Below are 23,288 nucleotides of genomic sequence, written 5' to 3'. Positions count from 1 at the left end.
TTGGGCTGACATGGTGTTTTGCTGCCTCAAACCAATTGAGGATCCCCATGTCGCTGCATGATATCGCCACTCGTATCCAAAAAGCTGAAACCGCTGCCGGGCGACTAAACGGGTCTGTTAAGCTGATTGCAGTGTCCAAGGTTCAGCCGAACGAACGCGTTCGCGGTGTTCTGGATGAGGGGCACCGCTGTTTCGGTGAAAACAGGGTGCAAGAGGCCATGGGCAAATGGCCTGACTTCATGCGGGACTATTCTGATATTGATCTGCATCTGATCGGACCGCTCCAGACGAACAAGGCGCGTCAGGCCATGGAGTTGTTCAGCACCATACATTCGGTCGATCGTCCCAAGCTCGCCAGAACGCTGGCGCGTCTGGCGCAAGAGATCGGAGCCTGTCCCGACCTGTTCATACAAGTGAATACCGGGGAAGAGGATCAGAAGGCCGGTGTCATGCCTGCCGAGGCAGATGCATTCATCGCCGAATGCCGTGATCTGGACCTGCCATTGGCCGGGTTGATGTGTATCCCTCCGGTCGAGGAAGAACCCGCGCTGCATTTTGCGCTGCTTGCCAAAATCGCAGACCGGAACGGGCTAACGGGGCTGTCCATGGGAATGAGTGGTGATTTTGAAAAGGCCATCGCATTGGGCGCAACCCATGTGCGTGTCGGATCAGCGATCTTTGGCGAGCGTGTCAAACCGCAGGAATAATCAGCCGCGTATCGGGTGTTATCCTTCCGGCGATCCAATGAAGGTGTTTCCTTCGAAACGCAACGCAGCCTTCGGTGGGATAGCCCGGTCTTCTCCACTGATGCAGAAAAATTGCCGAACCTTTTCCCGGAACAGCATTTGGCCAATTCCAATCGGTAAGCAGAACCAGATCGTATAAGGGATCCGCCCGACGCAGCTTTTCATGGCTGAACGGGTAGGGCGCGTTGACAAACTGGTTATAGCGCTCATCCCCGCTGTCATCCGACCACAGGTCCCACGGCCCAATCGGGATGGCCCAAGGGGTCGGCGCCGTGATCCGGTCGGGCCGGAAAAGCATACCCACGATACGGTGAACTCCGGTCGGGGTTGCGCCGTCGCCCTCACACTTGGTGTTGCTCAGCCCACCCTTGCCGATCGAACAGGGAAACATACGCCCGGCAAACCGGACGCCGCGCGGTGTGAGCACAAGATCAGAAGGGGTCAAAGCAGATGACCCGATTTTTCCGCCTTGGTCGCCAGATACCCGCGATTATGGGCCGTTTCCCCGACCTTCAACGGAACGCGTTCCGTGACGGCGATTCCCGTTTTTTCCATCATTGCGATCTTGGCCGGATTGTTGGTCAGCAATCGGACAGCACTGAACCCCAGAGATTTCAGGATATCGGAACCCAAACGAAAATCCCGTTCGTCATCCTCGAATCCCAGCCGATGGTTGGCCTCGACCGTGTCGAAGCCCTGATCTTGAAGGAAATAGGCACGCATCTTGTTGGCTAGCCCGATACCGCGCCCTTCTTGGTTCAGATACAACAGCACCCCGGCCCCTTCCGTTCCCATCTGGGCCAGGGCACCGCGAAGCTGCGGGCCGCAATCGCATTTCAGGCTCCCCATGAGATCGCCCGTAAAACAGGCCGAGTGTAAACGGGCCAAAACGGGTTTGCTGCGGTCGGGGCGTCCGATTTCGATAGCATAATGTTCCTCGCCGCCATCTTCGGGGCGAAAGACATGAAGCCGCCCGGCCTCGGACACCTCCATGGGCAGGCGCGCGGCTACCACTTCGTTTAGGATGCTGCGGTCTGCCAGATGCGGTGCTGCCCGGGTGTGATCAATGCAGGTGAGGCCATGTGCGCTGGCAAAGGCGCGCCCGTCATCAATGGGAACAACTACGGCTGCGGGAAGCAACCGCGCGGATTTGGTCAGGGCAATGGCGATACGATGCAGGCTGGAGCTGCCCTGACGTTGTGTCATCAGGGGGCCTTTCATCGGAGCGTTCAGATCATCGGACGGGTCGGCGACCGCTTGAACCCAACCGATATCCGCATCGGCTGGAATAATCACCCGTGCCAAGTCCCCATCATAGGCTCGCGCCCTGAGCGTTTCTGCCCGGCGCACGGTAATGGCGACGACCGGTTCACCGCCCAGCCCGCGCAAATCCGCAAGCCGTTGGGCGCTTAGTGTTTCAGACGCGATTGCAAGAACGCTGAAGCCGCTGTCATCTGTCAGGATGACAGGCACACCCATACGCAGGTCCGCACGCGCGCGTGCCAGCAGTTCCGAGATATCCGGGATGAGACTCATTTATGTTACCCTGTAACGATTTGCTCTTCCTGTAGCCTGATCGGACGGAAATGTGAAACATTTCCTCATCATCAGACACGAGGGCGTGAGACGATTGCAGCAAACCTTGTTGATTGCATCTTTGACGCGCAAGTGGTGGAAAAGGCTTAGGAGGACCAGATATGGCACAGCTTAAGAAAATCCTGCTGGTGGACGACGACGAAGATCTTCGCGAAGCTCTGAGTGAGCAACTTGTGATGACCGAAGACTTTGACGTGTTCGAAGCGTCCGACGGGCAGTCCGCCATGGAGCGCGCCCGCGAAGCGATCTACGATCTGGTTATTCTGGATGTCGGCCTTCCGGATACCGATGGTCGTGAACTGTGCCGCCTGATGCGCAAGCAGGGTGTCAAAAGCCCGATCCTGATGCTGACGGGGCACGATAGCGACGCAGACACCATTCTGGGCCTTGATGCCGGTGCCAACGACTATGTCCCTAAGCCGTTCAAATTCCCGGTCCTTCTGGCCCGTATCCGTGCCCAACTGCGCCAGCACGAACAGTCCGAAGACGCGGTCTTTGTTCTGGGGCCCTATACCTTCAAGCCTGCGATGAAGATGCTGATCACTGAAGAAGACCGGAAAATCAGGCTGACCGAGAAAGAGACGAATATTCTCAAGTTCCTCTACCGCTCGGCCGACGGTGTGGTCGCGCGTGATGTGCTGCTGCACGAGGTCTGGGGATACAATGCCGGTGTCACAACGCATACGCTGGAAACCCACATCTACCGCCTGCGCCAGAAGATCGAGCCCGACCCCTCAAACGCGCGCCTTTTGGTCACAGAGTCGGGCGGATATCGTCTTGTGTCGTAACTTTGATGGAATGATGCAGATCAAAGTGATACTCTGGAGATATATTTAGGTTACTCCCAACCCGTGCATGTCCGGGTAATGACATGTACCTCCCTGTTGGACTGCCGGGCCTTTGGCCCGGCTTTTTTCGTGGAGTGTTGGGGATGGGTGTCTGCCTTGAGCCCAAAGCGGTTTCTTCCTCCTGCCGGCAGAAATGATCATACGAGTCATATCCAGTATTCGCTTTTATGAACCCCAAAGCTGCAGGCCACAAAGCCCAAATCGCGGTCTACTAGTGGTCATCGCAGCGTTGAAACGTCAGCCCTTGTCGCCGGGTTCAGATCGCCATTCGGGTCAGTCAGAACGCTTGCGGGAAAAGACACCGAGACTGGCATGTCGCTCGTGTCCATGCAGAGCACGTGATTGTTGTCTCCGTCACCTAAGTTGGCCAGCGCAGCTGGATTTATGTCGCGCCGGGTACCGTCGGCTGCGGTGACGGTGATCGTGTAAAGGTCGCGCTCTGCCTCGCCCGGTTCGGTGCCGTCTTCCAATGTCACGCCGCCCTCCCACGTGACACGGACTGCCTGCACGATTCCTTTTGTCGGACAAAGACTGCCTCTGACACGGCGAGGCCCCAGCGTACCAACTTGTGTCCAGTCGTCCACGACTTCAGCCAGGGTTATTGATGGACCGTCTTCGAGGGGTATCACCGGCGCACTGGCTCCCCGAAAGTCTATGGTCCCATCGATCGAATGCAAATGGCCGATGATGTCAACTCTGACAGGCGGGTCGCTGTCTGCGGGTCCCAATTGTCCTATCAAAAGAACCGTGCGCAACTCACCAGGGTCTGTGGCTGGCAGGACTGACGCGCAGTGCATTGTCCCAATTGCTCCTGATTGGGTCGTGACCCGAAAATCCCCCGCCTGCATCGTCGAAATGTCTATCTCAGTCGAGAAGATCACAGGCATTCCGGTATTACCCTCTGAACCTCTGCAAATCACATTCGAGACGCGAGGCAATGCATCGAGCCCGTGAAAGGCCGAAAGGAGTTCAGCGGATTGACCGTTCGCCTCTCTTGGCAGGCCAGCATCTACGGTCGTGTCAGAGAGGTCGCGATTGGATATGTTATCGGTCCAAACACCTGGTCCGTAAAGAAAAAACCACGTGAAAGCTACGGCAATAAGCGCAACCACGGCACCCAAACCGCCTAAGATAAACCGCTTCGAGATGCCTTTGGGCATTCAATGTACCTCCGCGCTATGTTGCTTGCGATTTAAATTCTTAACCGAGACTTCCTATCGACCAAAGCGACATTAGAGAGCTGCGGAACAACCAAAAGATTTGAACAAATGGATACCGATCGTGCTGAAAGCCCAAGTATTGCGCCATCTATGAGCGACTGTATTGTCCGCAGAATAGACTTGCAGTCTCTTTCCCCATGGCGCCCAATCCCAACGCACGCTAACCTCCGCCCAACCCGCGACAGAGGATTCCCCTATGCCCTTTACCCTTGCCACCTGGAACATCAACTCGGTCCGTCTGCGCGAGCCTATCGTGCTGAAATTGCTGCGCGACGAAGCCCCCGATGTGCTGTGCCTGCAGGAGTGTAAATCGCCGGTCGAGAAAATTCCGACTGAAGGTTTTGCTGAACTGGGCTATACCCACATGGTTGCGCGTGGGCAGAAGGGCTATAATGGCGTTGCGATCCTGTCGCGTATCCCAATGGAGGAAGTGGGCGACAAGGATTTCGCTGGTCTTGGCCATGCCCGCCACATCGCGGCACGGCTGGAAAACGGCGTGACCATCCAGAACTTCTATGTCCCTGCAGGTGGCGATGTGCCCGACCGCGAGGTGAACGAGAAATTCGGACAGAAGCTCGATTATCTCGCCGACATGCGCGACTGGTTCCGCGCAGAAAAGCCCGAGAAATCGATTCTGGTTGGCGACCTGAACATCGCCCCGCGCGAAGACGATGTGTGGTCGCACAAGCAACTGCTTAAGGTCGTTTCGCACACCCCGATCGAGGTCGAAGCGCTGGCCGAGACGCAGGATGCAGGCGGATGGGTCGATGTCACACGCCAGGATATCCCCGAGGGGCAGCTTTACAGCTGGTGGTCTTACCGTGCGCGCGATTGGGATGCGGCCGATAAGGGGCGGCGGCTGGATCACGTCTGGGCTACGCCCGATATCTCGAACGCGGGGCATTCTAGCCGCGTCCTGCGCGATGCACGCGGATGGGAAAAGCCCAGCGACCACGCTCCGGTCTTTGCCACTTTCGACCTTTAATTCTGCAATTCAACCCTTGGTTTCTGCCCTATGCGGTTGCATATAGGGCGCAAGTTCGAACGAAAGAGTGAGTGTCATGGACCTTCTGAACAGCGCAGCCAGCCCCGATACAGCGGATCTGATCAAGGACGGGTCCGAGGCCACGTTTATGGCCGACGTCGTAGAGGCTTCGCAGGAAATTCCGATCATCGTGGATTTCTGGGCGCCATGGTGCGGGCCGTGCAAAACTCTGGGACCTCTGCTGGAAGACGCTGTGACCACCGCCAAGGGCGCGGTGAAAATGGTCAAGATCAACGTGGACGAGGCGCAGATGATCGCCTCGCAAATGCGTATCCAGTCTATTCCGACCGTCTATGCCTTTTTCAAGGGTCAGCCGGTTGACGGGTTTCAAGGCGCATTGCCGGGGTCGGAGATCAAGGCATTTGTCGATCGTGTTATCGAAGCGGCAGGGGGCGAAAGCCCGGGCGGGCAATTGGATGACGCTGTTCAAGCGGCCGAAGAAATGCTGTCCGAAGGCGCAGCTGCGGACGCGGCGCAGACCTTTGCCGCCATTCTGGGCGAAGATCCGAACCATGCGGCGGCGTATGGTGGTCTGGTGCGCGCCCATATCGCAGCCGGCGATCTGGAACAGGCCGAGGCCATTTTGAACGGTGCCCCTGCCGAAATTTCCACCTCTGCCGAAGTGGAGGCCGCGCATGCGCAACTGGAATTGGCCAAACAAGCCGCAGATGCGGGTCCCGTGGCCGAACTGACTGCGGCAGTTCAGGCTGACGCGGACAACCACCAGGCCCGGTTCGACTTGGCGCAGGCCTTGCACGCCAATGGTGACGTGGAAGAGGCCGTAAGCCAGTTGCTTGAACTGTTCCGACGGGATCGCGAATGGAACGACGGCGCAGCCAAGGCGCAGTTGTTCACGATCTTCGATGCGCTCAAGCCAAACGACCCGATTGTTCTGAACGGGCGGCGCAAACTCAGCTCGATGATATTTGCCTAATCTCTGATCAGAGCTACACTGGGGTACATGATGCATCCCGCTGATCTGCCGGAAACGGTTTCCGTCTTTCCTTTGCCTGGGGCGCTGCTGTTGCCCCGCTCGCGCCTGCCGCTGCACATTTTCGAGCCGCGCTATCTGCAGATGTTGGACGACGCCCTGAAAACGCCCGAGCGTTTGATCGGAATGGTGCAGCCAAATCCCTGCCAAAGCGACGATGACAAGCTGCATCAGATCGGCTGCGCGGGGAGGGTGACACAGTTTTCGGAAACCGAAGATGGCCGTTACCTGATTACGCTGACCGGGATTTCGCGCTTTCGCGTCAAGTCCGAGCTGGACGCCTTTACCCCTTACCGCCGCTGTCAGGTGTCCTGGGATGGGTTTGACCGCGACCTTGGCCGGGCCGAACAGGATGACGGGTTCAACCGCACAAACTTTCTGACGTTGCTGGAGCGGTTTTTTTCGTCCCGGCAGCTATCGACCGACTGGGATTCGTTGAAGGACGCGGATGATGAACTGCTGGTCAACTCGCTTTCCATGCTGCTGGACTTTGAGCCCGAGGAAAAACAGGCCTTGCTAGAAGCGCCCTGTCTGCGTACCCGTCGCGAAACTTTGGTAACACTGATCGAATTCGCCATGCGCGGCGGATCGAGCGAGGAAAAGCTGCAATGACCACGCCTGAACACGCCTTTGACCGTCGTATGCTTGAGGCGATGATTTGCCCGCAGACGCAGACAACCCTGCACTATGATGCGGAAAAGCAGGAACTGGTTTCAAAGGCTGCGGGGCTGGCATTTCCGATCCGCAACGGCATTCCGGTGATGCTGGTCGACGAGGCGCGGCAACTGGATTAAATCGCGCGCCCTTGAAGCAGTTTTGGCAGGTCCCCGGTCAGTCCGGCGGCCTCGCGCACGAAGCCCCGCCGCAGGGCCGGAAGCGACCCGACAATCCCCATCCCGATGTCGCGCCCAACGCGCAACAGGGGGTTGTCATTTGAAAACAGCTTGTTGAACACATCCGTCGCCATGGCCAGCGACGCCGTGTCAAAGCGCCGCCATTCCTGATAGCGCTCCAGCACCAGAACCGATCCGATATCCTCGCCGCGCCGTCCGGCCAGGGTCAGCACCTCGGCCAGCGCACCCACGTCACGTAACCCGGCATTAAGCCCCTGACCGGCAATCGGGTGCATACCGTGTGCTGCATCTCCGACAAGGGCCATTCGTTCACCAATGAAGGCGTTCGCGATCGTGAGGTTCAAAGGATAAGTGAACCGGTCCCCAGCCAGTTTGATATCACCAAGGAAATCACCAAAGCGGGGCCGCAGGATCTGCATATAATCCGCTTCGGGCAGGGCATTGATGCGTTTTGCGGCGTCGGTCCGTTCGCTCCAGACAATTGAACTGCGGTTGCCGGTCAATGGCAGGATCGCAAGCGGACCGGGCGGCATGAAGAACTGATGCGCGACACCGTGATGGGGCAGGTCATGTTCGATGGCGCAGACCAGAGCAGTCTGGCCGTAATCCCATCCGCTGCGCTTGATGCCTGCACGTGCAGCCGTACCGCTGCGGCGACCATCGCACCCTACAAGCAGGCCGCCTGTCAGGGTCGAGCCGTCATCCAGAGTTAGGGTGACGTCCGTTGCGTCGTGATCCTGTGCAATGACTGTTCGGCCACTGATCTGCGTGATGTTGCTGTCCGCGTCCATCGCATCCAAAAAGGCGCGGCGCAGATGGCGATCCTCGACCATGTATCCCATTGGGCCTTCTTCGATCTCGGCGTGATCGAAATGCATGAAGAAGGGTGATGGCCCGGTCCCTGCGTGCCCGTCCGTGACCTTGATCTCAAGCATCGGCTGGGCGTGGTCGGCGACCCGGTCCCACACACCAATCGTTTGCAGCAAGCGCTGAGAGGCCAGCGCAAGCGCATAGGCACGCCCGTCGAAGGCGGCGTTTTTCCGAACTTTCTCGGCCAAGGCGTCGATGATCGTGACGGTATGCCCCGTCTGAGCCAATGCTAGTGCCAATGCGGGGCCGTTCAGACCGCCACCAACGATCAGGATATCGGGCTTGTGTTCCATGCCGTGCAATATGCGCGCCCTTTCGGGATTGTCCATATGCGGTCCTGTCGCTACCGTCGCCCAAAGCGACTTTTTCCAAGGGGGTAGGAATGCAGGATTGGTTGACCATGACCGCGTGTGATCTGGGCCGAGGCATTGGAATGGGCCAGATCGACCCTGTTGAATTGACCGAAACCTACCTGTCCGCCATCACCGCGCACCCCCACCGGGACCGCATTTATGCCCGCGTTACCGAAACACGCGCCCGCGCCGAGGCCGAAGCTGCGCGCGTGCGGGTCAAACTGGGCTTGCGCCGGTCCCTGCTAGATGGTGTGCCAATCAGTTGGAAAGACTTGTTTGATACCGCTGGTACAGAGACCGAGGCCGGATCAGCCCTTTTGAAAGGGCGCGTCCCTGACCGGGATGCGGTTGTTGTCAGAAATGCAACGGCAATGGGGGCGGTTTGTCTGGGAAAGACCCATATGAGCGAACTGGCCTTTTCCGGGCTGGGTCTGAACCCGATCACCGGGACGCCGCCCTGTATCGACGATGTGGACGCGGTGCCGGGCGGGTCATCCTCGGGTGCTGCGGCATCTGTCGCGTGGGGGCTGGCTGCGGGCGGTATTGGGTCGGACACTGGTGGGTCGGTCCGTATTCCTTCGGCTTGGAACAATCTTGTCGGGTTGAAGACCACTGCAGGGCGCGTGACGCTTGAGGGGACTGTGCCCTTGTGTTTGCGGTTTGATACGATTGGCCCATTGGCGCGTTCTGTCGAGGACGCCGCCCATCTGCTGGCGCTGCTGGAAGGCGGCACGCCCGCTGACCTGCGGGGTGCAACGCTGCAGGGCCGCCGTTTCGCCGATTTGCAGAACGTGGCCAAGGATGATCTGCGGGATGGCCCGGGCGCGGCTTACGAATCTGCACTGGACCGTTTGCGAGAGGCCGGAGCCGAGATTGTCCCGCTGGAGGTGCCCGAACTGAACGACGCCATGAGCCTGTCCGGTGTCCTCTATACGACCGAAGCATATGGTCTGTGGCGCGACGTGATCGAGGCCAACCCCGATGCAATGTACCCAGAGATTCTGGAGCGGTTCCGCGCGGGCAAGAACGTGTCAGGGCCGGATTACATTGCGGCCTGGTCCCGGTTGAAAGCCTGCCGGACCGCATGGGATGCGGCGACGGCCGGTTTTGACGCAGTTCTGGCCCCAACCGCGCCGATCTTTCCCCCAAATCTTGAGCGGCTGATGACGGATCATGACTACTATGTCACCGAGAACCTGCTGGCATTGCGCAACACCCGGATCGGCAATCTGATGGGATTGGCCGCGCTGACCGTTCCGACGGGAACGGCGGGGTGCGGGTTGATGATGATGGGGTATCCGGGATCGGAAGAAGCGCTTTTGCGGGTGGGTGCGGCGGTCGAAACCGCTCTGGCGTGAATGCCACAATCCCCTGATTCGGCGCCGCTTTGTCTGGACGAAGCGGAATCCGACCTGTAATCTGCCAAAAAACGGGGCGAAAACGATCCCGGTATTGAGGCAGTAGTTATGAATTTTCCCGAGCGGTTCTCGAACCTACCGGAATATGCTTTCCCGCGTCTGCGCACCCTGTTGGATCATCACCAGCCGGGCGGTGATGTCATTCACATGACCATCGGCGCGCCCATGCATGATTTTCCCGCATGGGTGACAGATGTAATCATGGAAAACGCGGCCGGATTTCAGGGCTACCCCCCAAATGAGGGCTCTGCCGAGCTGCGTGGCGCAATCACCGATTGGATCAAACGCCGCTATGGTGTGACGATGGACCCAGAAGCCAATGTCATGGCCCTGAACGGCACGCGCGAAGGGCTGTACAACGCGGCAATGGCATTGTGCCCCGAGGAAAAGAACGGGCAGAAACCGGCCATCCTGTGCCCCAACCCCTTTTATCAGGTCTATATGGTCGCCTCGATCTCGATCGGGGCCGAGCCGGTATTTGTGCCTGCCACCGCTGCAACCGACCATCTGCCAGACTATGCAGGTCTGCCCGAGGATGTTCTCAACCGTACGGTTGCGGCCTATATCTGTTCCCCGGCCAACCCGCAGGGCGCGGTGGCGTCGCGCGACTACTGGGCCGAACTGATCCGGCTGGCCGAAAAATATGATTTCCGCATCTTCGCGGATGAATGCTATTCCGAGATCTACCGCGATGAGGCCCCGACCGGTGTTTTGACCGTCGCGCAGGAACTGGGCGCTGATCCTGAGCGGATCACCCTGTTCAATTCGCTGTCCAAACGGTCAAACGTCGCCGGGCTGCGTTCCGGTCTGATCGCAGGTGGCCCAGAAACGATCAAACGGGTCAAACAGCTGCGCAACTATGCGGGCGCACCCCTGCCGCTGCCTTTGCAGGCGGCTGCGGCACAGCTGTGGGCGGATGAAGCGCATGTGGCCGAAAACCGCGCGCTCTATCAGGAAAAATACGACATTGCGGATCAGGTTTTCGCGGGCATTCAGGGGTATATGGCGCCGCAGGCCGGGTTTTTCCTTTGGTTGCCGGTCAATAATGGCGAAGAAACCGCATTGAAGCTGTGGCTGGAAACCGGGGTCCGGGTATTGCCGGGCGCATATCTTTCTCAAGGCGATCCGGGGCAAAACCCGGGCGAACAATTTATCCGGGCTGCTTTGGTGGCCCCAAAAACAGAGTTGCAGCAAGGGCTGATCAAGCTCCGCGACTGCATCTATTCGTGAGGTACGAGGGCAAAATGGCATCATATAACGCGCGCAATCGCGATCCTTTGCTGGACAGTACGACGCAAGCCGCCATTGAGCGGCGCAGTAAAGAGTTGATCGGCATTGCCTTGATCCTGCTGGGCCTGGCCGCAGCCGCGATGATCTGGTCTTACACACCGGACGATCCCAACTGGATGGTGTCGACCGATGCGCCGGTGCAGAACTGGATGGGCCGGATCGGTGCGTCGATTGCCGCGCCCCTGTTCATGATTGTCGGCTGGGGCAGTTGGAGCATTGCGCTGGTTCTGATCGGATGGGGCGTACGATTTGCAGGTCATTTTGGCGAAGAACGTGCGATTGCCCGGCTGATCTTTGCTCCGATCTGGATAGCGATTGTGTCCGTTTACGCGGCAACGCTTGTCCCGGGCGAGGCGTGGCGTACCACGCACAGCTTTGGGCTGGGTGGTCTGTTTGGCGACACGGTTATGGGCGCTTTGCTGACGCTGTTGCCGATCTCGTCGCATTTCATGGTCAAGGTTATGTCTTTGGCTATGGCGGTCGGAATGTTGTCGCTTGGCGTGTTTGTTCTGGGGTTCACCAAGGATGATGTGCGCAAAGGCTTCCGTGCATTCCTGTTGGGTCTGGTCATGTCATACGATGGGTTGATGAACCTGCTGGGCCGGGGCGCCGCAGCGACAGCGCAGGCCGCCCGTGATCGCCGCGCGCAATGGGACGACCGTAAATCGGCAAGGGCAGAAGCCGCCGAAGCTGTTTTTGAAGATGAACTGGCCTATGCCGACCCCGTATTCGACGAACCCCCGCTAGAGTCGCCCGAGCCTGTGAAAACAGGCCTTCTTGCGCGGATGCCTTCCTTGATCCGCCGTCCAGAACCGATGCCCGAGCCTGAACTGCTGGATCGTGAGCCTGTTGCTGGGTTTGATGAGATGCCGGGTGAAGACCGCATTCGGTCAAAAATTTCCGCCGCCGTGCGCAACCGCAAAGTCGCAACCGGCGAGATGACGCCTGAGCCGGATCCGAACCTGCCGCTGACCAAAGGGCGAGGCCGGGGCCCCGATCCGCTTATCCTGAATGCGGGTGGCGCGGGTGACTTGCCGCCTGAACCGCCGATGACGTCGGCGGGTCTGCCGGTGGAACCGATGATGTCGGCACCTTTGACAGACGATTGGCAAGAGTCTGTCTTGCAAGAGGAGACGCTCGGCGCGGATTACGAAGAGGGGGCCGTGTTTGAAGATGTGGCAGAACACGCTCCGCAACAGCGCCCGGCTGTAAAAATCCCGGTTGCCGAACCCCGCAAACCGGTGGTTGCACAGCCCGTGCGCCGCGCACCGCAACCGTCGCGCCGTGCGCAGGCCGAGGCACAGCCAACGCTGTCCTTTGAAGAAAGGCATTCGGATTTCGAACTGCCGCCTTTGGGGCTGCTGTCGAACCCCTCCAGCATTCAGCGCCACCACCTGAGCGATGAGGCGCTGGAAGAAAACGCGAGGATGCTGGAAAACGTGCTGGACGACTACGGTGTGAAGGGTGAGATCGTCAGCGTCCGCCCCGGCCCCGTTGTCACCATGTACGAGCTTGAGCCCGCCCCGGGCCTGAAAGCCAGCCGGGTGATTGGGTTGGCGGACGATATCGCGCGGTCGATGTCGGCGCTGTCGGCACGGGTGTCGACGTTGCCGGGCCGCTCGGTCATCGGGATCGAACTGCCCAACGAAAATCGCGAAATGGTGGTGCTGCGCGAAATCCTCGCCAGCCGTGACTTTGGCGATGGCAACCACGCGCTGCCTTTGGCTTTGGGTAAGGATATCGGCGGTGAATCCGTTGTGGCGAACCTTGCGAAAATGCCTCACCTGCTGATCGCGGGCACCACAGGGTCCGGTAAGTCGGTGGCGATCAACACGATGATCCTGTCGCTGCTTTATAAGCTGACGCCGGATGAATGCCGCCTGATCATGATCGACCCCAAGATGCTGGAACTGTCTGTTTATGACGGCATCCCGCATCTGCTGTCCCCTGTTGTGACCGACCCTAAAAAGGCGGTGGTCGCCCTGAAATGGGTCGTGGGTGAGATGGAGGATCGTTATCGCAAAATGTCCAAAATGGGCGTGCGCAACATCGCAGGCTACAACGGCCGTGTGAAAGACGCGCTGGCCAAGGGTGAAATGTTCAGCCGCACGGTCCAGACCGGATTCGATGATGAGACGGGCGAACCGGTGTTTGAGACCGAAGAATTCGCGCCCGAAGCGATGCCCTATATCGTCGTAATTGTCGACGAGATGGCCGACCTGATGATGGTTGCAGGTAAAGAGATCGAAGCCTGCATTCAACGTCTGGCTCAGATGGCGCGGGCTTCGGGCATTCACCTGATCATGGCCACGCAGCGTCCTTCGGTCGATGTGATTACCGGTACGATCAAGGCGAACTTCCCCACCCGGATTTCGTTCCAGGTGACGTCCAAGGTCGACAGCCGCACCATTCTGGGCGAGATGGGCGCCGAACAACTGCTGGGGCAGGGCGACATGCTCTATATGGCGGGCGGCGCCAAGATCACGCGCTGCCATGGTCCGTTTGTCTCGGATGAAGAGGTCGAAGAAATCGTCAGCCACCTGAAACAGTTCGGCCCGCCAGATTACATGAGCGGCGTCGTGGATGGCCCGGCTGAGGAAAAAGCCGACAATATTGACGCCGTGCTGGGCCTGAACACTGGTGGCAATACGAACGGTGAGAACGCTTTGTACGATCAGGCCGTGGCGATCGTGATCAAGGATCGCAAATGCTCGACCTCGTACATCCAGCGAAAACTCGCCATCGGATACAACAAAGCCGCGCGACTGGTTGAGCAAATGGAGGATGAAGGCGTTGTTTCCTCGGCAAACCATGTCGGAAAACGCGAAATCCTTGTGCCCGAGCAATAAGAGCCTTTGCGGAATACCGCCGTATCGAAATCGAGTGACGCGCTGAAATTATGGGTTTCAGCGCGTCTGCTGTCTTAGGCACCCCTGAAATTGGATTTGGATATTTAATAACAGTGGCGAAACGCATATCTGGTAGATCATGAAACAGATTGCTTTTGCCCTGGCCCTGACGCTGGTTGCGCCGGCTGCGTGGGCCGCTGAAAAACTGCCTTTGTCGCAGATATCCAACTATCTCAACGGTCTGAAAACCGTTGAGACCACGTTCACTCAGGTCAATGATGATGGCTCATTGAGCACTGGTAAGCTGTGGATGGAACGGCCGGGCAAGATGCGGTTCGAATATGATCCACCAAACAGCGCGGTTGTTCTGGCGCGTGCAGGAACGGTTCAGATATTCGACCCGAAATCCAACCAACCGCCCGAGCAATACCCGCTGAAGCGCACGCCGTTGTCGCTGGTACTGGCGCGTAACGTCAATCTGGGGCAGGCCAATATGGTCGTCGGGCATGAGTTTGACGGAACAGCCACGGTTGTTACCGCTCAGGACCCGAAAAACCCCGAGTCGGGCCGGATTGAGCTGATGTTCACTGGCGATCCGATCGAGCTGCGCAAATGGGTCATCCACGACAATGCCGGTAGCCAGACTACTGTTCTGCTGGGCCAATTGGATACGGATAACAGGTTGGATCAAAGCCTGTTTTCCAACCGCGCGCGAAGCGGGTCAGGCAATCGCTGACCCGCTAAATTCTGTTAGTACCGGCAGCCGGCCAACTGTGCCTGATACAGCTTGGCGCGTGCGTCCACATCATTTGCGACGTTCAACAGCCAAGTCTTGCTGTAATGGCTGCCGCGCGCGTATCCAGTGTGACCTTCGTGATAGGCGAGATACTGGTTTCGCGTGTCGCTGGGGTGAATGCCGTTCCGTTCATAGCTTTTGTTCATGTACCAGCCGATGAAATCCGAAGCGTCCCGGATGCGGTCGCGCTTGGCGCGGCGTTTGCCGGTCTCTTTCTGGTATTCATCCCAGGTTCCGTCCAATGCCTGACTGAACCCATAGGCGCTGCTTTGGCGGCCCATGGGAATGACGCCCAACACGTATTGATGTGGTGTTCTTGCGTCATGGCGATAGCGGCTTTCCTGATAGATAGTCGCCATCTGGACGTGAACCGGGACGCCCCATTTGCGTTCGGTGCTTTTGAACGCTTTGATATAATCCGGCCGTTCGCGCGCAATGCTGCACGCGTCATTTAGCTTGCTGGGCGGTTGCTTTGACCCGCCCCCACAGGATGCCAAAAGCAGCACCCCGAAGAGTACGATAAGAATTCTGCTCATGTGCCTCGTGCCTTTTTTCTTTATTCTAGCGCAGATTGCGCTCCGAGGAAATCACAATCGCTATAGAACAATAGCTAGAATTATAGGCAAAGCGGCAACAGACAGAACGGTTGAGACCATGACCAGCCCGGCGACGGCGTCTGAATCTGCGTCAAACCGTTCGGCCAGCAGGTATGAAGTCACCGCAACCGGCGTGCACATTTGCACAAGCAGCACCCCAAATGCGACGGCATCAAGGTCAAACGCCACCGCGATCCCCCACCCTAAAACAAAGCAAACAGCGAGTTTGAGCAGTGATAGCCAGACAGCCTGACCCAACTTGCGGGTGGTCAGGCGCGCGATGGCGACACCCACGGTGATCAACATCATGGGAATCGCCATTTGCCCCAGCAAGTCCAGTGTATTGGTCAGAAAGACCGGGGTCTCCCATCCGCGCCACAGGAACAGCGCACCGAGCAATGTGGCCCATACCATCGGCTCACGGGCAACTTTGCCAAACGCGCCTTTGCCCGCGACCAGATAGATGCCGTAAGTGAACGAAAACAACGCGGTAACGGCCAGAAACACGACCGCAAACCCCAAGCCCGCCTGACCGAAGGCAAACAGGCACAAGGGCAATCCAAGATTTCCGGTGTTCCCAAAGATCAGCGGTGCCAGATATGTCCGGCGATCCAACCCGCCAAGCCGCACGAATACCTCGAAGGCAACAGCCAGCACAATGTGACCCGCAATGGCCGCCACGGTAAAGCGCGTCAGTTCACCGGCCGGGATCTCTGTCTGCATCAGCGCAACAAAGATAAGGCTGGGCACCGCAAGGGTAACCGCAAGGCGGGTTACAAACTGCAGCCTGTATTCAAACCCCAGTTTGACCCAGACAAAGCCGATACCCGCCAAAAGAAAGACAGGGGCTACGATTTCAAAGACTGTCAGTAAGAGGTTCACAGACTGTTTCCCTAAATTTCAGATCAATGATTGGCATTCTCGCGCGGAAAGAGGTAGTAAGACCCTTGGGGGCTGTGAAAATGCTTAAGACAAACGCCAAGTACCGTTTGGGCCAGGTGGTCCGCCACAAAAAACATCCCTTTCGGGGGGTGATTTTCGACGTGGATCCAGAGTTTTCCAATACCGAAGAATGGTATCAGGCCATTCCGGAAGACAGCCGTCCGATCAAGGATCAGCCGTTCTATCATTTGTTGGCAGAGAATGATCAATCCTTCTATGTTGCTTATGTTTCTGAACAAAACCTGATTGCCGACCAGTCGGGCGAACCTGTGGAACATCCTGATATCCCCGACATGTTCGGCCCGTTCGAAAACGGGGCGTACCCGCTGCACTTTCATTTGAACTGATCGGGTCTGCGTCCTGCGTTTGGGTCAATACCCCAGTGCACAACCGTCTTTCCTGGGATCGCTTCCGCCTTCCAAAACGCCGTCTTTACGGATCCTGATTGCCTGGGCTCCGCCAAGTGGTGTTTCTGGTGTTTGGACATTGTGACCCATGTCGACCAACTGTTGAGCGACCTTGGGCGGAATTCCGCGCTCTAGCTTAAGAACGCCTGCATCTGCAAAGGCGCGCGGGGCGTCAATACTCTGCTGCAGTCCTAGCCCGTGATCCGTGAGGTTGGACAAAAGCCGGGCGTGCCCGGTTGGTTGAAAAGCACCGCCCATAACGCCGAATGGCATGGTGACGCGCCCATTTTCGCAGAGCATTCCGGGAATGATCGTGTGCATCGGGCGTTTGCCGGGGCCCATTTCATTGGGATGTCCGGGTTCAAGCGTGAATCCTGCCCCTCGATTTTGTAGCAGTATCCCGTATTTCTCGGACGCGATGCCCGAGCCAAAGCTGTGGAAGATCGAATAGATCAAGGAAACGGCCATCCGGTCGCGGTCAACGACCGTAATGTAAACGGTGTCTTTGTGGATTGCCTCTGTCAGGGGGGGTGCCGCTTGCATCGCGCGTTTGGGGTCAATCAGGGCTGCCAGTCTGTCGGCCAAGGCCTGATCGCAGAATAACTCGGCCCGCGCAGTGTGATCAGGGTCTGCAATGAACCGGTTGCGCGCGTCATAGGCCAGTTTCGAGGCTTCGGCCTCGATATGTATGCGCTCGGTCCCGAAGGGATCCATGTTGGTCAGATCGAAGCTTTTCAGAATGTTCAAAAGCAGGATCGCGGTCGCGCCCTGTCCGTTTGGTGGGTGTTCGACAATGTCAACACCCTGATAATTGCCAACTACGGGCTTGGATTCGGTGCATTGGGTTGTCTGAAAATCAGCAATCGAGTGCGCGCCGCCCATTTGCGTCAGTGCATCGACCATATCATGTGCGATGTCGCCAGAATAGAAGGCGTCGCGCCCCCGCTTGGCGATCTGACGCAGAACTTCGGCTTGACCGGGTGAGCGGAAGACCTGCCCGACCTTCGGCACCTTACCGTCGATCAGGTAATGACCGCGCGCGGGACCCTGCAGCGTTGCCTCGCCAGTTTGCCAGTCGAACGCGACCCTTGGTGCCACCGGCACACCGATGTCGGCGTAGTGAATCGCTGGCTGAAGGATCGCGTCGAGGCCCAGTTTACCTTCCGTTTCGGAGAGATGGCACATCGCGTCCACCGCGCCGGGTATGGTGACTGAGTCCGTTGTATTCAGCGGCACAGTCGTCAGACCGGCATCGCGCAGTTTCTGGGGGTCCGCCGCCGAAGGTGCCCGCCCCGAACCATTCAGCGCGCGGATTTCATTTTCTCCGGCTCGGTTGAAAAGCACAAAGCAATCGCCGCCCAGCCCGGTCATCTGCGGTTCGCAAATGCCCAGAAGGACGGCTCCGGCGATCGCCGCATCCATTGCGTTGCCGCCTTTTTGCAGAATGTTCACCGCGACTTGGGCTGCCAAAGGGTGCGATGTGGCACACATGCCTTCTGTCGCCAGAACTTCGGATCTGCCCGGAGTGTGAAAATCCCGCATAGCTTTGTTTCCCTGATTGAACGCGCCGAAGGTATCGCGCAGGCACGTATTGTCCAGTCAAATCAATGGGAAGTTCCTCGGCGCCGTTCACTGGGTGGGGGCTGTGACACTGGACGCCGAGGGAAGCTATCTGAGCTACGGGAATCACTATGCCCTTTGTTTGCGGCGTGACCATGGTTTGATTGTGGCGATTTTGGGTCAGCCGGAGTCTGGAAAATCGAACCGAAGCGACAGCCTGTTGCAGCCCTCTTTGCGCTCATACCGAATGTCGCTGGTCAGTTCATGGATCAGAAACCAGCCAAACCCACCCTCGGGCAATTCATCAATCGTTTCGCCCAATGCTGCGGGTATGCCTTCGGGAATACAAAACCCGGGCAGAGGCATGCCGGTGTCGGAAATCAGGATATCGAGCCAGTTCTGGTGAAAGCGGCAATGCACTTGCACTCTGGCTGGGGTTATCCCGGCATACGCATGTTCGACCACGTTGTTGATGGCCTCTGCCAGCGCGATTTTCACGTCACCGGCCCTGTGACCGGGCAGGCCTTTTTCTTCGAGGCACAAGCTCAGCCTGGCGATGCCAAGGCTGGCTTCTGCTTCAGTCGCGGCAAAGCTCAAATCCAGGCAGTTACAGTTACTCATTAGTGTTGTGCCAATTCCGTTGAGCGGCTGGTTAGTCTGTGGGGGCGGACAGCGCGTCGTCCAGCGACGCAAACAGCTTGAATACCGTATCCATGCGCGTCAGCCGAAATACCTTTTCGACAAAGGGATGCAGGCCGGCCAAGTCCAGCCTGCGACCATTGCCGAGCTGTTTCATCGCAGCGACGATAGCGCCAAGACCGCTGGAATCAATGAACTCTACGTGAGTCAGATTCAGAATGACCCGTGCGTTGCCACTTTGGGCTTCGTTTCTCATGTCTTCCTTGAACTGGATGGCCATAGCTGCATCTATCCGGTCTGAGTGAACCGTGATGACCTGTGTGCCGCCTGTTGTTTCGCTGGTCAGGCTCATGCGCGATGATCCTTTAAACTGAAATTCAATCGTAGAAATACGCTAGACGGCAATTCTTACCATTCGGTATCCATCAATCCGGAAAACAAGAGGAGCACCCCGATGAAACATGTTGTTATTGCTGGCGCGGCCCGGACACCTATGGGCGGATTTCAAGGTGTGTTTGACGGTGTGCCAGCGGCCGATCTGGGCGGGGCTGCAATTCGCGCGGCGTTGCAAGGGGCCGGAACCGAAACGGTAGACGAAGTTCTGATGGGTTGCGTTCTGCCCGCTGGTCAGGGGCAGGCACCGGCGCGGCAGGCCGGGTTTGCGGCGGGTCTGGATGAAGACGTCCCCGCCACAACGCTGAACAAGATGTGCGGCTCTGGCATGAAGGCCGCGATGATGGCGTTCGACCAGATCGCGCTGGGGCACGCGGACACAATGGTCGCGGGGGGGATGGAGAGTATGACCAACGCCCCTTATCTGCTGCCGAAGATGCGCGGCGGGGCCCGGATCGGGCATGGTCAGGTCGTGGACCACATGTTCCTTGATGGATTGGAGGATGCCTACGACAAGGGTCGGCTGATGGGCACCTTTGCCGAGGATTGTGCGGAAGCCTACCAGTTCACCCGCGAGGCGCAGGATGAATATGCGCTGCAGTCCCTGTCCAATGCTCTGGCCGCACAGGAAAGCGGGGCGTTTTCGGACGAGATCACTCCGGTCGTTGTCCCGACCCGCAAGGGTGAGGTGCAGCACGCCGCAGACGAACAGCCGCAATCTGCCCGACCCGAGAAGATACCCACACTGAAACCTGCATTCCGCAAAGATGGGACCGTGACGGCAGCCAACTCATCCTCGATCTCGGATGGGGCGGCTGCGCTTGTGCTTGCGTCCGAGGATGCGGCCAATGATCAGGGGCTTACCGTACGTGCGCGAATTCTGGGCCATGCCAGCCATGCTCAGGCGCCAGGGTTGTTCACAACTGCACCTGTCCCCGCCGCCCAGAGATTGCTGTCCAGGATCGGATGGTCCAAGGATGATGTCGACCTGTGGGAGGTGAACGAAGCCTTTGCTGTTGTGCCGATGGCATTCATGCATGAAATGGGCTTGCCACGTGACAAGGTAAACGTAAATGGCGGGGCCTGCGCATTGGGGCACCCGATCGGCGCTTCGGGCGCGCGCATTATGGTGACGCTTTTGAATGCGTTGGAAAAGCGTAACCTGAAACGGGGTGTCGCGGCGATCTGCATCGGTGGCGGAGAAGGCACCGCGATCGCGATCGAACGTGTTTGACCCATGGGCGGTTTCGGCATAGGTGGCGAGGCAAGACGACCTATGCCGGGCCATTCAAGATGACTGTTGATTACGACCTGCTAGCGAAAACCATCTCAGCCCTGACCGAAGGGGAAACTGACGCGGTCGCACTTATGGCAACCGTCGCGTGCGAGGTGCATCATTCCGACGATCGGTTCGACTGGACCGGGTTTTACCGCGTGACAGAACCGGATGTGTTGAAGATCGGCCCGTATCAGGGCGGTCACGGATGCCTGGTTATCCCGTTCGAGCGGGGTGTCTGTGGCGCTGCTGCGCGAATGGGCGAGGTGCAGCTTGTGCCCGACGTGGATGCTTTTCCCGGCCATATCGCCTGTGCATCGACCACGCGGTCGGAACTGGTCTTGCCGGTGCGAAACGCGTCAGGCGACATCATTGCCGTGTTTGACATCGACAGCGATCAACCGGACGCATTCACGCAGCAGGACGCAGACGCGCTTGATGCAATTCTGACTGCCGTTTTCGCGAGTTAACTCCGGCAAGTGCGGCACTGGCCGGAGCTTTATGCGTCACGCGCTGAGGATCTTGGCTTTTTGGGCTGCGAATTCTTCGTCTGTCAGAACGCCCTTTTCCTTTAAGGCGGCAAGACGCTCCAACTCGTCCGCGGTGGATACCGTCGCGACGGATCGGATGTAATCCTTCTGTGCTTCTTCGATCTTGTTCATCGCCTCGACATTGTGTTCATGCATCTTTTCGCCTCGTGCGATCAGATAGGACAGAACCCCAAGCCAGGGAACAAGGATAACAAACGCGATCCATGCGGCCTTGCCGAAACCGCTCAGGTCTTTTGAGCGGAACACATCGGCCACCACCGAAATCATTACCCAGAACCAGGCTACCATCAGGAATAGCCAGAAGATCGACCACACTATGTCGAAAAACCCGATGCCATTTTCCATGTCTCTTCCAACCCTTTGCCAATATAAGATTTTTTCAGGAATTCAGTAACTACGTCACTGTAGCAGACAGTTTCCTCTTTGGCTGCGGATAATTTTTGATTGGAAGTCCGCGTCTGTCAGGGCGGGAAGCGGGTGGCCAGAAGGTACAGAACAACACCTTGCAGACCGAGCACCAGATAGAGGTACATTGAAAACCGTCGCTTGCGGGTCTTGTGTTGGAAAATCCAGCGTCCCAAAACCGCGCCCGGTGCCCCGCCGATCACGGCGAGCCATAGCAGTTTGGCCTCGGGCACGCGGGTTTTGCGACGTTTGGCGCGCAGTTTGTCCCATCCAAATGCCAGCAGGGTCAGCAGGTTAATGACCCAAAAATACGCAACTGCAATCCACATATCCGACGAATAAACAATCCCCGTCAGACACCCAAGTGAAAAAATGCTTGGAAATTTCACCGACTCAGGTCATCGTGAAAAAGCCACTAAAATTTTCACGAACAACCGGAGCACCACGTGAACAGCCAAGCCCCTAACAGGTCGACTCTTGGCGCGGATATCCGGGCATTGCGCAAAGCGCGGGGTCTGACCCTGACCGAGATCGCGGCGCGTCTGGAGCGTTCGGTTGGATGGCTCAGCCAGGTCGAAAGGGACAAGTCCGAGCCGTCAATCTCAGACTTGCGCCAGATCGCCGAGTGTCTTGGTGTGCCGATGTCGATGTTGTTCGCACATTCAGCCGCACCAGCGGACGAACAGGGGTATATTGTGCGCGCTGGTTCACGCCGTCCTATGGGATCGGGCGAGGAGGGTTTGATCGAGGAATTGCTGTCACCTGATCTGACCGATGATTTCGAAATGGTGCATTCCACGTTCGAACCCCGATCACAAATGCAGACCCCCGCTGATCGTCCCACGCAAGAGGTCGGCTATATGGTGTCCGGCCGTTTGGACCTGACGATCGGAGGACGGCAGTTCTCGGTCGGGCCGGGCGATAGTTTCCGCATCAAACATGAGCCCTATCAATGGGCCAACCCTTATGATGAGCCCGCCGTGGCCATCTGGGTCATTGCGCCTCCGGTTTACTGATGAGCTTCGAGGCTTGGACCATATTCGCCCTGTTCTGGGTGGTGTTCGTCACCACTCCGGGACCGAATGCGGTGAACTGTATCTCGAACGGGATGAGCTTGCCCTTCCCCAAGGCGATGTTGGGCGTGCTGGCGATCCTGACACAGGCCAGCGCCTTCCTGATCCTGTCGGCGCTGGGCATCACTGCGCTGATCGCGGCCTCGCCCACCGGGTTCTTCATCGCCAAGCTGATCGGTGCCGGGTTCCTGATCTGGATGGGTGTTCGCGGCTGGAGCAACGCCAGCAAACCCGCGCCCGCGTCCGAGCGACCCGCGCGCCATATCTATCTGCACGCGCTGGCGGTGGCCACGATCAACCCCAAAAGCGTGGCCGGATATCTGGCGGCGTTTTCGCAATTCGTGCAACCCGACGTGCCGGTCTGGCAGCAGATGGGGGTGATCATACCGACCGCTCTGATCATTACAACGCTCAGCTATACCGGGTTCACCTTGCTGGGCGCGCTGATGGGCAAAGCAGCGCTGGGCGCTGTGTTCAACATCTGGGTGCGCCGCGTGATGGCGACCTGTTTCATCATCTACGGCGTGTTGCTGGGCACCAGCACGGCGCCCACAACAAAGGGGTAAAGAC

At 58.1% G+C, this 23,288-nt stretch carries 26 protein-coding genes; 15 read left to right on the top strand and 11 right to left on the bottom strand.

What is annotated here, in order from left to right:
- Positions 1-47 precede the first annotated feature (47 nt).
- Positions 48-707: a YggS family pyridoxal phosphate-dependent enzyme gene (locus tag RUESEDTHA_RS15065; RefSeq protein WP_180887582.1), complete on the top strand. Its 660-nt coding sequence runs from the start codon at positions 48-50 to the stop codon at positions 705-707.
- Here RUESEDTHA_RS15065 and RUESEDTHA_RS15060 read toward each other — a convergent pair.
- Both RUESEDTHA_RS15060 and ribA read right to left on the bottom strand, forming a co-directional pair.
- The gene (locus RUESEDTHA_RS15060) at positions 691-1,191 is read right to left on the bottom strand and encodes a L,D-transpeptidase (RefSeq protein WP_180887581.1); all 501 of its coding nucleotides are present in this window, start codon (positions 1,189-1,191) and stop codon (positions 691-693) included. The genes RUESEDTHA_RS15065 and RUESEDTHA_RS15060 overlap by 17 nt on opposite strands.
- Positions 1,188-2,282 (bottom strand): GTP cyclohydrolase II, encoded by a 1,095-nt coding sequence (gene ribA / locus RUESEDTHA_RS15055; protein ID WP_171124457.1) that lies wholly within the window; start codon positions 2,280-2,282, stop codon positions 1,188-1,190. Before ribA ends, RUESEDTHA_RS15060 begins: the two co-directional genes overlap by 4 nt.
- A 161-nt stretch (positions 2,283-2,443) precedes the next feature.
- Between ribA and RUESEDTHA_RS15050 the strand changes: the two genes are divergently transcribed.
- On the top strand, positions 2,444-3,130 hold the full coding sequence (locus tag RUESEDTHA_RS15050) for a response regulator transcription factor (RefSeq protein WP_180887580.1): 687 nt from the start codon (positions 2,444-2,446) through the stop codon (positions 3,128-3,130).
- 278 nt (positions 3,131-3,408) lie between these two features.
- Here RUESEDTHA_RS15050 and RUESEDTHA_RS15045 read toward each other — a convergent pair whose 3' ends face one another.
- Positions 3,409-4,350, bottom strand: coding sequence for a hypothetical protein (locus RUESEDTHA_RS15045; protein WP_180887579.1), 942 nt, complete (start codon positions 4,348-4,350; stop codon positions 3,409-3,411).
- A 256-nt stretch (positions 4,351-4,606) separates the two neighbouring features.
- On the opposite strand from RUESEDTHA_RS15045, the gene RUESEDTHA_RS15040 reads away from it, so the two are divergent.
- From RUESEDTHA_RS15040 to RUESEDTHA_RS15025, 4 genes are all read left to right on the top strand, one after another.
- On the top strand, positions 4,607-5,395 hold the full coding sequence (locus tag RUESEDTHA_RS15040) for an exodeoxyribonuclease III (RefSeq protein WP_180887578.1): 789 nt from the start codon (positions 4,607-4,609) through the stop codon (positions 5,393-5,395).
- Positions 5,396-5,471: 76 nt separating this feature from the next.
- Entirely contained in the window at positions 5,472-6,389 is a 918-nt protein-coding gene (locus RUESEDTHA_RS15035; protein ID WP_180887577.1) for a co-chaperone YbbN, read from the top strand.
- Between the two features lie 27 nt (positions 6,390-6,416).
- Positions 6,417-7,058 (top strand): LON peptidase substrate-binding domain-containing protein, encoded by a 642-nt coding sequence (locus RUESEDTHA_RS15030; protein WP_180887576.1) that lies wholly within the window; start codon positions 6,417-6,419, stop codon positions 7,056-7,058.
- On the top strand, positions 7,055-7,240 hold the full coding sequence (locus RUESEDTHA_RS15025) for a Trm112 family protein (protein ID WP_180887575.1): 186 nt from the start codon (positions 7,055-7,057) through the stop codon (positions 7,238-7,240). Before RUESEDTHA_RS15030 ends, RUESEDTHA_RS15025 begins: the two co-directional genes overlap by 4 nt.
- Here RUESEDTHA_RS15025 and RUESEDTHA_RS15020 read toward each other — a convergent pair.
- Positions 7,237-8,499 (bottom strand): FAD-dependent monooxygenase, encoded by a 1,263-nt coding sequence (locus RUESEDTHA_RS15020; RefSeq protein WP_255431757.1) that lies wholly within the window; start codon positions 8,497-8,499, stop codon positions 7,237-7,239. The two genes, RUESEDTHA_RS15025 and RUESEDTHA_RS15020, sit on opposite strands and share 4 nt — an antisense overlap.
- A 53-nt stretch (positions 8,500-8,552) precedes the next feature.
- Between RUESEDTHA_RS15020 and RUESEDTHA_RS15015 the strand changes: the two genes are divergently transcribed.
- From RUESEDTHA_RS15015 to RUESEDTHA_RS15000, 4 genes are all read left to right on the top strand, one after another.
- A complete protein-coding gene (locus tag RUESEDTHA_RS15015; protein WP_180887574.1) occupies positions 8,553-9,881 on the top strand; it encodes an amidase in 1,329 nt (442 codons plus the stop codon).
- A 108-nt stretch (positions 9,882-9,989) separates the two neighbouring features.
- Positions 9,990-11,171 carry an aminotransferase class I/II-fold pyridoxal phosphate-dependent enzyme gene (locus RUESEDTHA_RS15010; protein ID WP_180887573.1) on the top strand — a complete coding sequence of 394 codons (1,182 nt, stop codon included), beginning with the start codon at positions 9,990-9,992 and terminating at the stop codon, positions 11,169-11,171.
- Positions 11,172-11,185: 14 nt separating this feature from the next.
- Complete coding sequence (locus tag RUESEDTHA_RS15005; RefSeq protein ID WP_180887572.1) at positions 11,186-14,080, top strand: DNA translocase FtsK; 2,895 nt, start codon at positions 11,186-11,188, stop codon at positions 14,078-14,080.
- Positions 14,081-14,219: 139 nt separating this feature from the next.
- The gene (locus RUESEDTHA_RS15000; protein WP_180887571.1) at positions 14,220-14,816 is read left to right on the top strand and encodes an outer membrane lipoprotein carrier protein LolA; all 597 of its coding nucleotides are present in this window, start codon (positions 14,220-14,222) and stop codon (positions 14,814-14,816) included.
- Between the two features lie 14 nt (positions 14,817-14,830).
- On the opposite strand, the gene RUESEDTHA_RS14995 is transcribed toward RUESEDTHA_RS15000, so the two are convergent.
- Complete coding sequence (locus RUESEDTHA_RS14995) at positions 14,831-15,412, bottom strand: lytic transglycosylase (RefSeq protein WP_171124439.1); 582 nt, start codon at positions 15,410-15,412, stop codon at positions 14,831-14,833.
- A 60-nt stretch (positions 15,413-15,472) separates the two neighbouring features.
- Complete coding sequence (locus RUESEDTHA_RS14990) at positions 15,473-16,354, bottom strand: AEC family transporter (protein ID WP_180887570.1); 882 nt, start codon at positions 16,352-16,354, stop codon at positions 15,473-15,475.
- 80 nt (positions 16,355-16,434) lie between these two features.
- Here RUESEDTHA_RS14990 and hspQ point away from each other — a divergent pair, with 80 nt between their 5' ends.
- The gene (gene hspQ / locus RUESEDTHA_RS14985) at positions 16,435-16,761 is read left to right on the top strand and encodes a heat shock protein HspQ (protein ID WP_171124435.1); all 327 of its coding nucleotides are present in this window, start codon (positions 16,435-16,437) and stop codon (positions 16,759-16,761) included.
- Positions 16,762-16,785: 24 nt separating this feature from the next.
- On the opposite strand, the gene ggt is transcribed toward hspQ, so the two are convergent.
- The 3 genes from ggt to RUESEDTHA_RS14970 form a co-directional block, all read right to left on the bottom strand.
- Positions 16,786-18,363 (bottom strand): gamma-glutamyltransferase, encoded by a 1,578-nt coding sequence (gene ggt, locus RUESEDTHA_RS14980; RefSeq protein WP_180887569.1) that lies wholly within the window; start codon positions 18,361-18,363, stop codon positions 16,786-16,788.
- 198 nt (positions 18,364-18,561) lie between these two features.
- On the bottom strand, positions 18,562-19,002 hold the full coding sequence (locus tag RUESEDTHA_RS14975; RefSeq protein ID WP_180887568.1) for an ATP-binding protein: 441 nt from the start codon (positions 19,000-19,002) through the stop codon (positions 18,562-18,564).
- A 31-nt stretch (positions 19,003-19,033) separates the two neighbouring features.
- Entirely contained in the window at positions 19,034-19,372 is a 339-nt protein-coding gene (locus RUESEDTHA_RS14970; protein ID WP_180887567.1) for an STAS domain-containing protein, read from the bottom strand.
- 102 nt (positions 19,373-19,474) lie between these two features.
- Between RUESEDTHA_RS14970 and RUESEDTHA_RS14965 the strand changes: the two genes are divergently transcribed.
- Both RUESEDTHA_RS14965 and RUESEDTHA_RS14960 read left to right on the top strand, forming a co-directional pair.
- Positions 19,475-20,647: an acetyl-CoA C-acyltransferase gene (locus RUESEDTHA_RS14965; RefSeq protein ID WP_180887566.1), complete on the top strand. Its 1,173-nt coding sequence runs from the start codon at positions 19,475-19,477 to the stop codon at positions 20,645-20,647.
- A gap of 59 nt (positions 20,648-20,706) precedes the next feature.
- Entirely contained in the window at positions 20,707-21,159 is a 453-nt protein-coding gene (locus tag RUESEDTHA_RS14960) for a GAF domain-containing protein (protein ID WP_180887565.1), read from the top strand.
- A gap of 36 nt (positions 21,160-21,195) precedes the next feature.
- On the opposite strand, the gene RUESEDTHA_RS14955 is transcribed toward RUESEDTHA_RS14960, so the two are convergent.
- Positions 21,196-21,585 carry an SHOCT domain-containing protein gene (locus tag RUESEDTHA_RS14955; RefSeq protein ID WP_171124683.1) on the bottom strand — a complete coding sequence of 130 codons (390 nt, stop codon included), beginning with the start codon at positions 21,583-21,585 and terminating at the stop codon, positions 21,196-21,198.
- A 116-nt stretch (positions 21,586-21,701) separates the two neighbouring features.
- Positions 21,702-22,034 (bottom strand): DUF1294 domain-containing protein, encoded by a 333-nt coding sequence (locus RUESEDTHA_RS14950; RefSeq protein ID WP_255431755.1) that lies wholly within the window; start codon positions 22,032-22,034, stop codon positions 21,702-21,704.
- A 57-nt stretch (positions 22,035-22,091) separates the two neighbouring features.
- On the opposite strand from RUESEDTHA_RS14950, the gene RUESEDTHA_RS14945 reads away from it, so the two are divergent.
- Both RUESEDTHA_RS14945 and RUESEDTHA_RS14940 read left to right on the top strand, forming a co-directional pair.
- Positions 22,092-22,661 carry a helix-turn-helix domain-containing protein gene (locus RUESEDTHA_RS14945; RefSeq protein WP_180887564.1) on the top strand — a complete coding sequence of 190 codons (570 nt, stop codon included), beginning with the start codon at positions 22,092-22,094 and terminating at the stop codon, positions 22,659-22,661.
- Entirely contained in the window at positions 22,661-23,284 is a 624-nt protein-coding gene (locus RUESEDTHA_RS14940; protein ID WP_180887563.1) for a LysE family translocator, read from the top strand. Before RUESEDTHA_RS14945 ends, RUESEDTHA_RS14940 begins: the two co-directional genes overlap by 1 nt.
- The last annotated feature ends 4 nt before the right edge of the window (positions 23,285-23,288 follow it).

Source organism: Ruegeria sp. THAF57 (genome assembly GCF_903914075.1).
Classification (GTDB): domain Bacteria; phylum Pseudomonadota; class Alphaproteobacteria; order Rhodobacterales; family Rhodobacteraceae; genus Ruegeria.
This window is presented reverse-complemented; position numbering and strand designations above follow the sequence as displayed.

Coding starts and splice junctions, on each gene's coding strand:
- RUESEDTHA_RS15065 (WP_180887582.1), top strand. CDS start 48: ATGTCGCTGCATGATATCGCCACTCGTATCCAAAAAGCTGAAACCGCT.
- ribA (WP_171124457.1), bottom strand. CDS start 2,282: ATGAGTCTCATCCCGGATATCTCGGAACTGCTGGCACGCGCGCGTGCG.
- RUESEDTHA_RS15050 (WP_180887580.1), top strand. CDS start 2,444: ATGGCACAGCTTAAGAAAATCCTGCTGGTGGACGACGACGAAGATCTT.
- RUESEDTHA_RS15045 (WP_180887579.1), bottom strand. CDS start 4,350: ATGCCCAAAGGCATCTCGAAGCGGTTTATCTTAGGCGGTTTGGGTGCC.
- RUESEDTHA_RS15040 (WP_180887578.1), top strand. CDS start 4,607: ATGCCCTTTACCCTTGCCACCTGGAACATCAACTCGGTCCGTCTGCGC.
- RUESEDTHA_RS15035 (WP_180887577.1), top strand. CDS start 5,472: ATGGACCTTCTGAACAGCGCAGCCAGCCCCGATACAGCGGATCTGATC.
- RUESEDTHA_RS15030 (WP_180887576.1), top strand. CDS start 6,417: ATGATGCATCCCGCTGATCTGCCGGAAACGGTTTCCGTCTTTCCTTTG.
- RUESEDTHA_RS15025 (WP_180887575.1), top strand. CDS start 7,055: ATGACCACGCCTGAACACGCCTTTGACCGTCGTATGCTTGAGGCGATG.
- RUESEDTHA_RS15020 (WP_255431757.1), bottom strand. CDS start 8,499: ATGGACAATCCCGAAAGGGCGCGCATATTGCACGGCATGGAACACAAG.
- RUESEDTHA_RS15015 (WP_180887574.1), top strand. CDS start 8,553: ATGCAGGATTGGTTGACCATGACCGCGTGTGATCTGGGCCGAGGCATT.
- RUESEDTHA_RS15010 (WP_180887573.1), top strand. CDS start 9,990: ATGAATTTTCCCGAGCGGTTCTCGAACCTACCGGAATATGCTTTCCCG.
- RUESEDTHA_RS15005 (WP_180887572.1), top strand. CDS start 11,186: ATGGCATCATATAACGCGCGCAATCGCGATCCTTTGCTGGACAGTACG.
- RUESEDTHA_RS15000 (WP_180887571.1), top strand. CDS start 14,220: ATGAAACAGATTGCTTTTGCCCTGGCCCTGACGCTGGTTGCGCCGGCT.
- RUESEDTHA_RS14995 (WP_171124439.1), bottom strand. CDS start 15,412: ATGAGCAGAATTCTTATCGTACTCTTCGGGGTGCTGCTTTTGGCATCC.
- hspQ (WP_171124435.1), top strand. CDS start 16,435: ATGCTTAAGACAAACGCCAAGTACCGTTTGGGCCAGGTGGTCCGCCAC.
- ggt (WP_180887569.1), bottom strand. CDS start 18,363: ATGCGGGATTTTCACACTCCGGGCAGATCCGAAGTTCTGGCGACAGAA.
- RUESEDTHA_RS14975 (WP_180887568.1), bottom strand. CDS start 19,002: ATGAGTAACTGTAACTGCCTGGATTTGAGCTTTGCCGCGACTGAAGCA.
- RUESEDTHA_RS14970 (WP_180887567.1), bottom strand. CDS start 19,372: ATGAGCCTGACCAGCGAAACAACAGGCGGCACACAGGTCATCACGGTT.
- RUESEDTHA_RS14965 (WP_180887566.1), top strand. CDS start 19,475: ATGAAACATGTTGTTATTGCTGGCGCGGCCCGGACACCTATGGGCGGA.
- RUESEDTHA_RS14960 (WP_180887565.1), top strand. CDS start 20,707: ATGACTGTTGATTACGACCTGCTAGCGAAAACCATCTCAGCCCTGACC.
- RUESEDTHA_RS14955 (WP_171124683.1), bottom strand. CDS start 21,585: ATGGAAAATGGCATCGGGTTTTTCGACATAGTGTGGTCGATCTTCTGG.
- RUESEDTHA_RS14940 (WP_180887563.1), top strand. CDS start 22,661: ATGAGCTTCGAGGCTTGGACCATATTCGCCCTGTTCTGGGTGGTGTTC.